This is a genomic window from Paenibacillus monticola, from assembly GCF_009664975.1.
In the GTDB taxonomy this organism is placed as follows: domain Bacteria; phylum Bacillota; class Bacilli; order Paenibacillales; family Paenibacillaceae; genus Paenibacillus_AQ; species Paenibacillus_AQ monticola.
In genome coordinates this window covers 84,682-100,008 of sequence record NZ_WJXB01000004.1, presented here as the reverse complement: position 1 = coordinate 100,008, position 15,327 = coordinate 84,682, and the positions used below count along the sequence as shown (strand labels likewise).

Annotated in this window: 11 protein-coding genes and 1 pseudogene; 3 read left to right on the top strand and 9 right to left on the bottom strand. The window is 39.3% G+C overall.

Annotated elements, in window-relative coordinates; genetic code table 11:
* Positions 1-103: 103 nt before the first annotated feature.
* Entirely contained in the window at positions 104-1,996 is a 1,893-nt protein-coding gene (locus GJB61_RS13080; protein ID WP_195724326.1) for a carboxylesterase/lipase family protein, read from the top strand.
* Between the two features lie 278 nt (positions 1,997-2,274).
* Here GJB61_RS13080 and GJB61_RS13075 read toward each other — a convergent pair whose 3' ends face one another.
* Complete coding sequence (locus GJB61_RS13075; protein WP_229521648.1) at positions 2,275-2,871, bottom strand: TetR/AcrR family transcriptional regulator; 597 nt, start codon at positions 2,869-2,871, stop codon at positions 2,275-2,277.
* Between the two features lie 149 nt (positions 2,872-3,020).
* On the opposite strand from GJB61_RS13075, the gene GJB61_RS13070 reads away from it, so the two are divergent.
* Both GJB61_RS13070 and GJB61_RS13065 read left to right on the top strand, forming a co-directional pair.
* Complete coding sequence (locus GJB61_RS13070; protein ID WP_154118959.1) at positions 3,021-3,992, top strand: NADP-dependent oxidoreductase; 972 nt, start codon at positions 3,021-3,023, stop codon at positions 3,990-3,992.
* A 42-nt stretch (positions 3,993-4,034) separates the two neighbouring features.
* Positions 4,035-4,742 carry a DsbA family oxidoreductase gene (locus GJB61_RS13065; RefSeq protein ID WP_154118958.1) on the top strand — a complete coding sequence of 236 codons (708 nt, stop codon included), beginning with the start codon at positions 4,035-4,037 and terminating at the stop codon, positions 4,740-4,742.
* Positions 4,743-4,869: 127 nt separating this feature from the next.
* On the opposite strand, the pseudogene GJB61_RS13060 reads toward GJB61_RS13065, so the two are convergent.
* From GJB61_RS13060 to GJB61_RS13020, 8 genes and pseudogenes are all read right to left on the bottom strand, one after another.
* A pseudogene (locus GJB61_RS13060) lies at positions 4,870-5,040 on the bottom strand (ATP-binding cassette domain-containing protein); the annotation flags it as partial.
* A 463-nt stretch (positions 5,041-5,503) separates the two neighbouring features.
* Entirely contained in the window at positions 5,504-7,747 is a 2,244-nt protein-coding gene (locus GJB61_RS13050; RefSeq protein WP_154118957.1) for a U32 family peptidase, read from the bottom strand.
* A 192-nt stretch (positions 7,748-7,939) separates the two neighbouring features.
* Positions 7,940-8,371 (bottom strand): hypothetical protein, encoded by a 432-nt coding sequence (locus GJB61_RS13045; protein WP_154118956.1) that lies wholly within the window; start codon positions 8,369-8,371, stop codon positions 7,940-7,942.
* Positions 8,372-10,219 (bottom strand): DEAD/DEAH box helicase, encoded by a 1,848-nt coding sequence (locus GJB61_RS13040; protein WP_154118955.1) that lies wholly within the window; start codon positions 10,217-10,219, stop codon positions 8,372-8,374. It lies immediately after the preceding gene.
* Positions 10,220-10,474: 255 nt separating this feature from the next.
* Positions 10,475-12,376, bottom strand: a complete 1,902-nt coding sequence (locus tag GJB61_RS13035; protein ID WP_154118954.1) for a hypothetical protein — start codon at positions 12,374-12,376, stop codon at positions 10,475-10,477.
* A gap of 653 nt (positions 12,377-13,029) precedes the next feature.
* A complete protein-coding gene (locus GJB61_RS13030) occupies positions 13,030-13,770 on the bottom strand; it encodes a hypothetical protein (RefSeq protein WP_154118953.1) in 741 nt (246 codons plus the stop codon).
* A 53-nt stretch (positions 13,771-13,823) separates the two neighbouring features.
* Entirely contained in the window at positions 13,824-14,303 is a 480-nt protein-coding gene (rlmH, locus tag GJB61_RS13025) for a 23S rRNA (pseudouridine(1915)-N(3))-methyltransferase RlmH (RefSeq protein ID WP_154118952.1), read from the bottom strand.
* Between the two features lie 30 nt (positions 14,304-14,333).
* The gene (locus GJB61_RS13020; RefSeq protein ID WP_154118951.1) at positions 14,334-15,188 is read right to left on the bottom strand and encodes an EcsC family protein; all 855 of its coding nucleotides are present in this window, start codon (positions 15,186-15,188) and stop codon (positions 14,334-14,336) included.
* Between the last annotated feature and the right edge of the window lie 139 nt (positions 15,189-15,327).

Below are 15,327 nucleotides of genomic sequence, written 5' to 3'. Positions count from 1 at the left end.
GTTTCACATCTCTGCAATTAATTGACACTCTATTTAGGCAATTGTATACTACGCAAATAAGAAACAACTGTATCATATCACATCTTGTATGGAGGTAAACAACTTGAGTAAAGTTCACAACAATTTAATCAAGCCCAATGGGAAGAAACGCTCAATTATTCAATTCTGGATTCCACTTACTATCCTAACAGTAATCACGATTCTGGCACAATTAATTCGGGATAACAGACCGCTGGGCTGGGTATTGTTAGTGATGATTATAGTCGTAACAGTTGCTTTGAGAAAAACTCTCCTGCGTATCAGGATTTTGCCCGGAATCGCCAGCTGGGTGCTAATAATTACTCTTTTATTCCTGACGGTTATATGGACTGGACCTGTTATTGAAAACAAGCCGGTATGGACAGGCTCAGGAGAATCCGTATCCACCGAAGCCATCGAAACGCAAGACGGTTTGGTTGCAGGAATATATAACAAAGACAAATCCGTTCGAGTGTTCGCTGGAATTCCTTACGCCGCCCCGCCAATTGGTGACTTAAGGTGGAAAGCACCACAGCCGGTCCAGCCGTGGGATGGCGTACTCCAGTTGGAGCGTTTCTCCGACGCGGAGATGCAAAGTAGGACACCGAATTTTCTGAAAAGCTACATTAGCTTACGCCTTGGCACAAGTGAATTTCTTGATAATTTTGGAATTGAAAATAATGAAAAAATGAGTGAGGACAGTCTGTATTTGAACGTATGGTCCAATGCTAAATCAAATCAAGAGAAACAACCGGTCATGGTGTTTATCCATGGAGGGGCTTATAAAAACGGATCAGGATCTATGGATTTGTACAATGGAGAAAATATGGCGCAAAAAGGCGTTTTGTTCGTAACTATTAATTACCGACTCGGCATTTTCGGTTTCATGGCTAATCCAGAGCTAACAGAGGAATCCGATTACGGCGCGTCAGGAAACTACGGAATTCTTGATCAAATCGCCGCATTGAAGTGGGTTAAGAATAACATCGAATCATTCGGCGGCGACCCGGACAATGTGACGATTGCAGGTGAATCGGCGGGGGCAGGTTCGGTTAACATTCTTACTGCATCTCCCCTGGCTAAGGGATTATTCAATAAAGCAATTGCCGAAAGCGGAGCTGCATTTGACGCAGAGGGCGAAAAATCCGGGGGGATTTCCTCACAAACACTAGCACAGGCCGAGCAGCAAGGGGTTGAATTTCAAGCATCACTCAACAAGGCTTCTATTAAAGAAATGCGTCAAATGCCCGCAGAAGAGTTGCTTGACGCTTCCTCAGCAGAGACAATCGCTCCGGTTATAGATGGCTATGTGTTACCAGATACCGTATATAACATCTTTGAAGCCGGTCAACAAAATGATGTGCCTACCTTAGTCGGAAGCAATGCGGATGAAGGATCCCTCTTAACGTTGCCGTGGCCTCTATATGCCATAGAAGGCGCAGATAAATTCCAGGCGTCCGTGCGAGAGCGTTTCGGAGACAAGGCGGATGAAGTACTCCAGTTGTATCCTGCCAGTAACGATAGCGAAGCAAAACAAGCCCAATTGGATCTTTCAACAGACAAGCTCTTTACTTGGCAAATGCACACTTGGGCACAACTCCAAAACCAAACAGGTAACTCAAGGGTCTACTACTATTATTTTGATAAAGGGCAGCCTGGACCCTCTCGATTTACTCAATTGGGAGCCTACCACTTCGGAGAAATTGTTTATGCCTACAATAATTTGGACAAAGTGAACTTGCCTTACACCTCTGTAGACAGGGACGTGGCCGATCGAATGTCTTCATATTGGGTTAATTTCGCCAAAAACGGCGATCCCAACAGCAATATGTTACCTCCATGGACGCCGTTTGATGCTGCAACGGATCAGGTAATGGTACTTGGAGAGGAAACTGGGATGACTGAAATGCCACGCAAGATGTTTATAGAATTCTTTGACAACTACGAGCGCAATTTAAGGGCCAGCTTCAAAAACTAGGTGTACTTCTCCTTAACCAGCCTTGAATTTTTACTATGTGTAGAATGTAAGCGAGACCTAATGATAAATCGAGGTCTCGCTTTTTTCTCGTTTGAGCGTGATTACAGCACCAAAGAAATAACTTCTACTATTACCGTCACTATGATCAGCTTGCGAGAATAAGCCCACGTATGTATCATATCCAGTACCTAATTGAAGAAGAAATCCCCGGACACATGAATGGATTTATAGAAGTAACTCTCCGGTGACGGGAAGTCGCTGCTGCACCTCGGCCATGATCAGGAATTTTTCATTTGCAAGCCGTTATTTAGGAACAGAATAACCGCATCTGTGAGCTGTTCAACATTATCATCCTTGTTTGTCTCATACCAGTAGTAGGCAGCATTGTAAATGGCGGCACTTATCATGGCCGCATTGATAGTTACATGGACAGAATCCCCGCCTTTTCTCAGAAGAGATTCTATGCTCCGATGTAAATTCCGCTTCATTTGACCATCAACTTGTGCAGCAACTGACTTGGTACTAAACCTGCATGTCCGGTAAAACGAAATAATGTAGCTATAAGTCAATTCAATAAACTGGCGGCAAACATCCTCTGTAAATCCTTGAGCCTGAGCAATTTGTTCAGGAATCATGTTATCAAATGCCATAAAGGTAATTTCTTCCAGCAAAGCATATTTATCTGCATAATGATTATAGAAGGTGGCTCGGTTAATGGATGCCTTTTGTGCGATATCTTTAATGGTGATTTCTTCAAACTCTTTATTCTGCAACAGCTCTCTGAACGTTTCTCTTATTAACTTTTGTGTGCGTTGAACTCTGGGGTCATCCTGATTTAACATAATTAAGTCCCTTTCTAAGACATCAAATTTCAAAATCTGTTGTTTAAGGTACTTTTCGCCTATATCTGCTGGTTGAAGTCATGAGAATATAATACTAAGATCATATCAAACAACTGTTGCTTAAACAAATGTTGCTTAAACAACTTTTGACTACTTTTTGAAGGAAAGGAAGGGGAATAACGATGAAAGCAATTGTGCTGACTGGCTTCGGAATACCTGAATCGTTGGAGGAGCAGGAGGTGTCCGTTCCTGTAATTAAAGATACACAGGTGCTTGTGGAAATGTATGCCTCATCCATAAATCCCGGTGATGTTCATATACGCTCGGGTGCCATTCAGCAGGGTCCGATGGGGGCAATGTTTCAAGTCCAGTTTCCGTATATTCTTGGTTTCGATGTGGCCGGTATTGTAAAGGAAGTTGGCAAATTGGTGCAGCATTTCAAACCAGGTGACCGTGTTATGGGAATGGTTCCCACAGGCTCCTACATGAATTACGTTGCTGTGGAAGAGGATCACCTTGCCGCCATCCCGGAGAGTCTGTCCTTTGAAAAGGCTGGTGCCCTACCTACGGTTGCATTAACGGCCTGGCAAGCCCTGTTTGAGCATGGCGGACTTCAGCAGGGTCAACGTATTTTAATTCATGGCGGCGCAGGGGGCGTAGGTCATGCGGCCATTCAATTAGCGAAGCAACACGGAGCGTATGTAATTACGACAGCTAGGGAAGTCAATCGTCAATTCGTCATGGAATTGGGTGCGGATGAAGTCATTGATTATACAAAAGATGAATTGGTAAACCAAATTTCCGAGCCTGTGGATATCGTTCTGGATACCATCGCGGACAAATCCACATTTGACACAGGATTACCAGGAGAAGCCGGAAATGGAAGCTATGCTGTTCTGAAAAATGGCGGAAAATATATCTCAATCGTCGCCTTTGCTATTGGACAACGTCCAAAGGTCCGTGATATAGACTCAATCTTTTTCCAAGCAAGAGCTAACCGTGCCGATCTGGAGTCAATAATCCGTAATATACAGGATGAAAAATTCCACATTCATGTAGATGAAATGTACCCATTTACTGCCCAAGGCCTATACCAGGCATACCGTAAAAGTGAAATGCAGCCTAAACGCGGGAAGATCGTGATTTCAAAGTAGAGGTTGTTGGATAAGAAAATAAGGAATGAGGGTGAGAGGAAGATGAAAGTAGAAATATGGTTCGACTATACCTGCCCATTCTGCTATATTGGGAAAAAAAAGTTTGAAGCTGCACTGGAACAGTTTGATTACAAAAACGAGGTAGAAATCGTGCTCCACAGCTTTGAAATGACACCGGATGAATATCCGCAGGCAGGAGAATCGATTTACGAATTCGCTTCTAAACTTGCAGGGATGAGTGCTTCTCAAGCAAGGCATGCCTATATACAGGTTACAGACATGGCGAGAATGGTCGGCCTCAATTATCGTTTTGATCAAACCATTCCGGCAAATACTTTTGCCGCACACCGCCTAACGCATTATGCAGCCGCCCACGGGAAAGCTTATGAACTCTCGGAACGTATCTTCAGAGCATATTTTACGGATGGACTCAACATAAATGACCATACAACCCTTGCCTTACTGGCAGCAGAAACAGGTCTGGATGAAACAAAATCACTGGCGATTCTGGAGAGTAACCAATACGCAACAGACGTCCATAAGGATGCAAAAGATAGCCGCCTTGCCACTGTAGGGGGAATGCCGTATTTTCTGTTTAATGAAACGTATTCCGTATCGGGCGCCCGGGATTCCTCTCTATTCAAAGAAGTGTTGAATCAAGCATGGTCCAAGCTTGAGACTGTGTCAGTTGAAAATACCGAATCCGCAACCGAACCCGGATGTCTGAATGACTCCTGCCCTATTAAGTAATCATAGACAGCCTCCTTCACTTCAGGACCGATAATACAAAAGCAGCGACTCCCCGTTACCGGAGAGTCGCTGTTGTGACGTTTGGGCTTTTTGGGGTTTGCTTCAGAGATAGACCCGGCGCTGCTGCGCCCTCGAACAAATACCTTTCCGGATCTATCAGTATATCGATCAATGTACTTTTCCCGCTGCCGCTTGTTCCGATAAAAGCACAATGTTGCCCCTCTTCAATCGTAAACGAAATGTCCTTATATAGTTCTTTTTGCGGAAACGAGAAGGATAAATTATCAACTTTTATCATAGTGTTACCTTTCTTGACAGCTAAAGTGGTGACTATTATTGGATGTATTGTAGAACAAGAATTGCGAGTTTACCATTTTTCAGCGTAAACACTGTCTATCACCAAGATCAGACCATTTGTAGCCCTTACTCACTCTCACTTCGAAATTTTGCCCTACTTATGGTAGGGTTATCCGCGCTGTCTGAATCTTATATGGCTTCTTCAGTGAAGGAGAGATGTCAGGACGTTATCCTATACAGTAAAGCACCTGCGCACTGGTCTAATATTCCTAAAAACCGTTCCGGATTAAAAAAAAGTAAATGATCCTCCCCGGGGAAGTATCAAAGCAGCAACCGGTGCCTGTACGCGGAATACCCCAATCGCAGAGTCTGCCGTCCGGGCATTTATGTACGCCATAATCTGATCGCTGCCGCTGTTGGTTTCGCTCCCGCCATCATATCGCCAGAACCATCCCTTTAGCTACCTACACAATCTCTTTATTAAAATGTCCTCTTGTGTCTGTTTCCTGATTAAAGACAGCACTATTCATTGAGTCATTTAATTTGCCTGAGGCCATATTAATGACTTTCACAACCTGATCTTTAGATTCGACTGTGAAGTTTAATCTGAATGCCTCGATTCCTTTGATGTTTGGTAGCTCATCTAAAAGATTAAGCGTCCTCCCATTAAGGAGAGTCGTTGTACAATCATCATGGGAAATGATAGGGAACGTTCCTTGCTCATCTTTTAACTCATAGCTCTTCGTTTTGCAAATTCTGCATTGATTCATTTTTTTCATCGGACAATATTTTGTAAACATCAAAGGAGCTCTGCCATATACAATCATTTCCAGTGCAGGATAGCCGTCATTGTCTTCATAATAGGCATTCCTTAAATCTTCAATTTGGCTCTTATTCAATTCATAAGATAAAGTGACTCGTTTTGCACCTAATTTATATAATTCATAGCAACTGGTAGCATTAACAACATTTAGAGAATAGTCCGTAACAAACGGATTCGTTTCTCTGTAGTGGTTAATTCCTCCATATCCTCCGATTAGGAGCTGCCCTTCTTTTTCCTTATAATCATTCTGATTTCTTCTAACCACATTTTCAAAATAGATTCCCTTAATTCCACAGCTCACGCAAGCATCATACTGCTCCCTAGTCGTTACAGTGGCCGTAAGGTATGGTTGTACAGGGGCAAAGCTTATTTTTTCTTTTGCTTCCAATGCCTTGGTTCTTTTCTTCTGGCTGTTAAGCTTTAATTCATATAAGCCCAGCACAATATCTCTTCTTGCTGCATTTAACAGTTTAGCTGGAATAAATGCATTGCATTCCTCAAAATCGACGTCATTAAGTTCGAATATAGTATCATTTAATCTTGAAAATTGCTTGATTACCTGGTCTTTTGTTGTTGGATTATTAATGGCTTCGCCTAGTATTTCCTCGCTTTCATATGAATAATGAAAGCCTAAGCCCTCCGCATCTATGAAAAGCTTTGAATCTGGACGTGCATATACTCTAATATCGAGGTTAAACCGCTTAAATTCTTTTTCCAGTAATGATTCTAATTCTTTGTTATAGAAATAATCCTTCGTTTTATATACTAAATCTCCCGTAGACATCTTTTCTTTGATTTTGATATAGCAGACATCATCTGCTTTGTTGATTAATTCGCCATCTTTATCGTACAGTTTTGCAACCGTTAAATTAACATCTTCATTGTTGTGACTTATTCGAATGGTATCGTTCTGATTTAAAGGACGTGTAAGTGTTATTTCATACGTATCTTTAATAATCTTACTGATTGTTCCAATTTCATAACCAAAGTGATTAGGTCTTAAAATGTTTGTAATATTTCTCCTATCTTCGTGAAACAAATATCCTTTAGTAAATGTTCGATTGAATGTTTTTTTCAGATTTTCTTTATCTTCTTCGGTTATTTTATGATCTAAGGCCAGTCGATATTTGGATACAACATTCGCAACATACGTAGGCACTTTCATTCGACCTTCGATTTTTAAAGAATCGATTTCTTTTAAATCCTCGATATAGTCGATTGTGTTTAAGTCCTTGGTAGATAGAATATGGTTTTTCCCTAAAGATGTACCTGTTGTCTTATCCATGAGTTCATACTCCTTACGGCATGAACCCACACATCTTCCGCGGTTTGCGCTTCGATTGCCCATTAACCCTGACATTAGACAGTTTCCCGAATAAGATACACATAAAGCACCGTGAACGAAAATTTCTAAGGGTATTTCAGCTATTCTTTTGATCTCTTTTACTTTTTCAACCTCAACCTCACGGGACAGAACAACTCTTTTAGCACCAAGTTCTTTAAATAATAATGTTCCGTCTACATCGTCTATTCCCATTTGAGTTGAACAATGTGCTTCCATATCAAGAAAGTTGTTAACGATATAATCGAGAGCAGTCAGGTCCTGGACGATAATGCCATCCACACCGATATCATTTAATTCGCGTATCTGCTCTTTCATCTCTTCAACTTCGTTTTCAAAAACGATGGTATTCATTGTAACATAGATTTTAACGTCCCTCAGGTGCGCATACGTAACAGCCTCTTTTAACGATTCAAAATCAAAATTAGATGAGTATGCACGTGCACCAAATTTTTGCATTCCTAAGTATATTGCATCACAACCATTAGAAATTGCAGCTTTTAAAGCTTCCATACTTCCTGCTGGAGCTAATAATTCAGTCATTTTTTCCTCCTTATGATCCATAAATTATAAAAAATTTGCCCCTACAAATGATACGGTTCAGCGTATCATTTGTAGGGCGAATTTCATTTTTACTGTGTCCCACTCTAAATACTAGAATAGAACATAAAAATCGGATTATTAAGTTTTAATTAAAAAAAAGACGCTCCTTTAGGTCAGGGGCGCCTCTTACTTTTATGCAATTAAAGAATGTACCTTTTTCTCAATCTTTGCTTTAAGATTACTAGGTAATGTTGATAAAAACCTTGAGATTTGTTCTTGATCGTATGATTTAGTCAATAAAACAAGTAGCTCATCAAGAATATTCGCTTCGGTAATAGCTCTATCCCAAATCACGTTTGTTCCCTTATAGATTTCTTCTTCAATTCTTAATAACTTCTTATCCAAATTATAGTAGTATCTAAGCTTAGTCTCCACTAATTTATTTACCATCTCTTCCTTAAAAACAAGTTCTCCAATAATCATTTGGTTTTGTCTTCTATAGGAAATATTGCTATAGTCATCCAGAAAAATATTATCGGTCAAATCGCTAGGCTGTACACCGTCAGTGAGTAATAAGTGTATTAGCTCGTCAATCTTACTTTTTATTTCAATCGTTGCTTTCATTTAAATCATCCTCCTTAGTTCCTCAATTATTACACCAAGGTACTTCTGTGAATCAAGCAAAGCCTCAGGTTCTCTCTTTTTTACAGGTCCATATTTGTTATAGAGTCTTGCATTAATGTATCTTACCAATATTCCATCATTGGTACAATCACTATTTAGATTATGAACAATTTTATTGAACTTCAAATATAGATCGGTGTCTTTAGGGTTTATACCCTTTTCTTCAAGAACTACTTGAACAGCCTCATTGGCATTGTTATATAAAAGTCCACGGGTTTTTTTTCTAAGTAATTCCGGTCGCTTTGATAATAAAAGTTCATCAATCTCATTCTTTTTCGATGTAATTGATTGTTTCTTAATTGCCTCCTTAGCAGCCTGTACGTCTTCTTCACTAAGTCCTGCATCTCTAAGTTTTTGAATCTTGCTCTCAAGTTCTGATTCGATTTGAGACCTTGCTTGTTCAAACATTTCGTTAAAATCAAGACCAGAAAGGTAGGAATCCTTATCACTTATAAAATACTGATCCTTTTCAATAGAGGCATAAACAATTTCTCGTTTCTCATATTCTCTATCTGATATTACATATTCTTTCACAGGGATCTTCTTGCTCTTCTCTACTTCTTTTGAAAATATCTCCCACATTAAATTCAAGCCTATTTCTTCGTGGAATATAACCACTGCATTATTATCAATTGCGAAATCAGTTATCTCCTCGTTAGGAATAGCTCTCAAAACTCTACCAATAACTTGAGCAAATGCATTTAAACTACGATAAGGTCTGAATAGAGAAAGTACTGTTAAATACTTATGATCGTACCCCTCCATCAACATATTAACAGAAACAACAACGTCACACTTATGATCCTCAATATCCAGGAATGCTTGTTCAAGTTCGTCTGGCTTCATTGCACTATGAACAATTCTGACTAACGAGCCCTTATCCCTGTACCAGTGTGCCACATCTCTTGCATGTTTGATGCTACAAGCCACAGCAAGAATTTTATGAGGAACATTTGGTGACGCGTCTTTAATTATTTTTAACTGTTTTATACTTTCATCTATAACATCTATTGAACATTCTTCTGAAAGGGCAATGGATTTTTCAACCCACTCCTTTTCTTTTATTTCGAGAACTTCATCCTTACTATATTTTTTTTGGTCGCCCGGAATAGAAAAGTATAAGTTCCCATTGTTAATGGTAGCCTTTCTTAGCCATTTAACATACTTTAGCGCCATAACTTCAGATAATGATGTATTGTGAATTTCCTCACCGGGCAGTTCTTGATGATCTCCTCTATATGGGGTCCCTGTGACGTGCAGTTTCTTTGCTTCCGAAAAGTATTCTAAAGCCTCGACCCAAGTATTTGCTACGGAATGATGCGCTTCATCAATAATAACTAAGTCAAAAAAATCTCTTGGTACATTATTCAATAAAGATTTTTGGCTAGATTTATTTAATTTATGTACATTTGTAATAACAAAATTGCATTTCTCTAAGCTGGACATTAACATATCAGATTCATATTCTTCTACAACTGGCATGTCTTCAGGTGAGAATATCACATCTTGATTCAACCAAAAGTTATCCTCTAAGGGATGTAGTGTTTTGACCACGCTCTTTTTTGTTACCAGTCCAGGTGTAATTACAAGAACCCTCTTGTTAGAGACTCCATATGGAGCGATTGAGATTAAACCACTTTTACCCGTACCAGTGGGTAATACCACTAATGCCTCTCCTACAGGATTACTTTCAAAGTATTCTTTAATCTTAATATACGCTTCGATTTGTGGTTCTCTAAGTTTTTTGTTCTCAATAATATTTGGGACAATTTCCATAAAATACGTCAATATACACACTCCCTTGGGATGTTTTGTATATTATGGATTCGACACTAATTTCTTGTCTCCCCCTTTATTCTTAAGAATATTATCATTACCGTTAATTTCAGTATATTCTCTAGAATATATATTGTTATGAAGTTCTAAATATGGTAACGTATGACTCACTCCGTTGGTTAGTTCTTGCAACAAAAGTTAGTCGCTCAAAAAATTTCGTCGTATCATTTATTTATATAAATTAGTACTATGACTGGTGTTTTTATACTATTCAAATTGTAAAAAATCAATTACATCAACAAAAAATTCATCATAGTTTTTTGAAGCATTAATTATAATGTCGATATGTAATTTTGTTATATTTTCCAGTACATTCTTTACCACTCTATTTCTGTAATTACCAATTTTATTGCCATATGAATCTTTTTGACCCCAGTACTTTTTGGGTTCTTGCCAATGCGAGGAAATATTTAAAGGGTTTTTTACACTATTATAATAATATGTACGATTTTTCATATACATGGTCAAATACGCTTCTTCTATTTTTGCATATAGTGTTTTCTTACATATAACCTCTATTTCATCATCATCTTCAAAAACCGCTTCAATATTGCCGAGTAGTTGTGATTTCAAATTAGATACCCTTAATTGGAAGCTTTCACCACCAAGTCTTTCTGATACAGTGTATATACTATAATTTCCATATTCTCCATCATTATTTACCATTGCTCTAACTTTTGAAGCATGGGTTTTCTTAATGTCACTTTCTAATTCAGTGTTGAATTGAATCGTTATATCTTGAAGTTGTTTTGCTAAACTGTGAGTAAATCCTTTTACTTTGTCAAATTTTTGCAAAGTAAGTTCTGAAATATAATTTTTTCTTAAAGAATTAATCATCTTAATAAAATCTGATAATTCATCACTATAGTCAAGATACATACTAACCAATTGTTTTTTTAGATGTGTAAAAAATAGATTTTGCTCTTCAATATATTTATTTTCATCAACAGTGGAAATTTCTTCACCATCAACAATTTTCAATCCGTTAAAAGGTGTATAGAAAAAAATATTTTTAAACTGAAAATTTATTTTTTCAGTATTAAAAATTGTCAATGCATCACCAGTTTTTTTCTTAATACCAATATCTTTATCTTTTTTTGAACTTTCCACATTTCTCAATTCATTTCCACGTTCCAAGCCAACTAAAAACACTCTTTTATTATCATCTTTATTTTCTGGAATCAAGACCTGTTTCATAATGCTAAGGATGTTAGGGTTGCTTGAAAAATCACTTATCCTATCACACATAATAGTGATATTATTGTGTGATTTAATAGAGTCTTGAATATCTTTACGGTCACCACTATCTATTCCACGTGTATCAACTACTTTGTCAATAAATTCGGGCAACTTTAGATCAAAATGTTTTTTGGATAAACTAATCCTTATCTGCTTGGGATAAGGGCAGCTTTTTAGTAATCCATTGTTGATTTTTTGGAAAAGCTCTTTTAAAGAGTATTCGGTGTTTGCATCTTCTATAGTATATTCACAGAGAGTTCTTTCTTCGTACTTTATATAATTTATCAAATAATTAAGTAAAATACCCTTGTCACTAGATGATGCTTCATCATGCAAATCAAATCGGTCTTTTATTGCAGAGAACCGTTCTTCTATAGAATCACTTGGAGATAGTTCAAGCATATTATCAAGAATACGAATAGATTCTACTGAGAGATAGGAACTTTTGTTAATAAGGTATGACACATATTCTTCTAACATAGCTTTAAATTCATCACCTGTTACTGCTGTGACGATAACTTTACTTGTTTCTTCAATGCTTTGTATAATCTCTGTTTCACACGCAGTAGTTCTCCCGCTAGATGTCCTTAATAAAACCAAATTTGAAATTTCTTCATCAGGCTTTAAATGTCTTTTATCAATTAAATTGAATAGGTTACAAATAGCAGTTGATTTACCTACACCTACAATTCCATTAAAAAATACATTATATTTTTCCACATTGCAGATATCATATATTTCACGTGTACGATTAAATATAAATTCAGCTACTTTCCGAATTATTTCATGATTATCATTACTAACCTTAATTTGTTCGCTATTTTCTAGTACTTGCTTACAAAGATTAATTACTTCAGTTCTCTCTTTCAATTTAAATAACCCCCTCCAACACACTTATTCAATGTGGATATTACACCTAGTTACAAATAATGACAAGTCTTTTGGTGCAAAATGTTCATCTTTGAACATTTTAAAAATTAAATGCACGAAGGAGGAAAACTAAATTTCACGATGTTTTTGAACATACGACTTCGCTTATGATACGGTCCACCTTAACGGAGTTATCGGGCTTATATAAGGGGATTGGCTTTTACCAATTCCCTTCGACTCTGTTCCTTTTCTAACCATTTTCGTGCATCTTCCCGCGGCTTGCGCTCTGTATTCTTTTTGGCATTCACTGCCGCGATAACTTCTTTGAGTAACGTAGGGTTGGTTACTATCTCTCGAACATGTTGGAAAAACCACGCTTCAATACTGTCAGCCACTACAAGAACGATGCTAAAAGCATAATTGCAACGATGATGATTGTTTCCGTTATGCCAACAGCCGCGAGTGCACGGGCAGACGTAGTTGCCTTATAAAAGTCGTGGAGCAACATTGGAAAAAGCAATTGGACCATACTCCTGCAAAAGGAATGGCTTTTCCTGTCTACTAAACACATGTTTTTAAATTTTTTCAACAATCATATATAAGTGACTCTTTAGTACCTCCTCAACAACTTCCAGCCAATCATGATAAAGCACCTATATCCAATAATAGTGTGCATATTCCTTCGTGTCGGTCGGTATCACCAAATCTGTGTATGTACTATTTGTTTTTGTATCTATCATTAAATCATTAATTCTCTGTTTTGTCGGATTGAACCTGTAATTCACTACTGTAAAAGCAGCAAACAGCGCATCCCAAACATGATCATTATCATAAATTATTTTAAATTGGTTTTGGTCGAAAAATGCATTGGGAATGCTTTCTATATAATCACTGTTAATAATATTACGATTATATTTACTAATTAGTCCGATTAGATCCCACCACATACCTAAATTGTAGTTATAAGGTTTATTAAATTCTGCATAATAACCTACTTTAGGATGACTCTCGTTTAATATAAATGTAGCGTTCCCATATGCCTCACAAACCTTTATAGCCATACTCATCCCTTGTGTAAGCATCGCCCCCTGTAAACTATTGGGCGATTGTACATTTACTCCATACCTACTTCTCAAATAAATATCCATCGGACGACTTCCACCTGCTATTGTCGCCCAACTTAAACAAGTATCTGATCCTACTCCTAACACTTCTATATTATCAGGATAAATTTTTAATGTATCTCGGTAAAAATCCAATGTTTCATTAACGGATTGCGTTGCCTTTAAGTGCATACCCTGTACTCTCATTTTGCTACACAGAATTAATACAGCAGCACCATTTCGATATTCCATACCACCCGGGTCATATCCAAATATCGCAAATCTGTTCATTCTTACCTCCTAATAATTTAGCTCAACGACTCTCTTCCTGCATAAAATTCGCGTCACTTATGGTACGGTTCCCCCCGATTAATCTTCACCGCGCGATAAATCTGCTCGGTGAGGACCAGGCGCATGAGCTGGTGGGGCAGCGTCATGCGCCCGAAGCTCATGCGCTGCTGCGCGCGGCGCAGTACGTCGTCGGAGAGCCCGTGGCTCCCTCCGATGATGAAGACGACATGGCTCGTCCCGTAGGTGCCGAGTCGGTCAATTTCGGCGGCAAGCTCTTCCGAGCTCCAGAGCTTGCCGTCGATCGCGAGCGCAATGACATGCGCCTCGCTCTTGATATGCGCGAGGATGCGTTCGCCCTCGCGTGCCTTTACAATAGCGACCTCGGCTTCGCTCATCGAGTCGGGAGCTTTTTCATCTGCCACCTCTATGATCTGGAACTTGAGGTATGGTGTCAGCCGTTTGGCATACTCCGCGATGCCATCCACCAAATACTTCTCTTTTAATTTGCCTACGCCAATAATTTGAATAAACATATATGCCTCCGTCTGATAACTTCTGTAGCTCTATAATTCACTCTGCTTGCTCTGGATCTGCGCCAATCTTTCCAGGATTCTTCGCTTCCGATATAACATACGCGCGGCCTCGGCGACATCCTCCAATGCCTTTCGATTGGTGTAAGCACCAAAGAACATCCCAGCCACTGGAATAGTCTGCAGCAACTTCTTCCAGCCCCAATTGTCGCGGTACATGGTAACCACTTCTCTCCAGCCCTGTATCTTCGATACAGCGGTGCTTGTCCCGTTAGAGATATCCCCATCTCCGCCAGCTTGCAGATTCAATTCTTCCAGAATCGCCCGCTTACCCACGATATCCGAGGAGGCAAACTGCATGACCTTCACCGTGAATATCCGTTCCGCTTTTTCCTTAGGATCGTAACCATAACAGAGGCCGATCTCTTGAATAACCTTTAGCGACAGACCTAGAATGGCGGGAATATCCGCCGCAAGTGTGAATAGGCCGCCAAAGCCTGTGGTCGCTCCCTGCGCGGTTGCGATGTTCCGGCGGCTATGGGAGAGCTGAAGTGCTGCCGAATTCATCACCGCCAGGGGAAAGGGACCGCTATTCAGTCCTCCCTGCGCACGACTGTGAGCAGCCACAAGGTTACCTACTCTACCCTGAGAGACCAGGTAGTTTCCGCCGTTCTGAATATAACTCCCCAGCTCGTCGAGCAGCAGGCCTATTTTCTCATGAATAATTTGTGGTGTAATCTTATCCAGCAGCTTGAAGGGAAGGCGGGAAAGGCGATCCCAGATCATTAGTTTATGCTGATCCTTCTCCCACTTCGCGATTTCGGCAAGCGCAACATGCAGCTGTTCTGGTGTCTCAAGATGCGAGGTGGTGTAGCTAATTTCTGTCATATCCATACCCCCATAGCTGTTATAGTGGTCCATCCTTAATTGTAGTTAGCATCCCCAATTCAGTGGGGTTATCATATCTTTAGTGTAACATAATGCGCCAGCAGTTCGAATTGGAAGCAAAGATGCTTCCTAGCCCTAA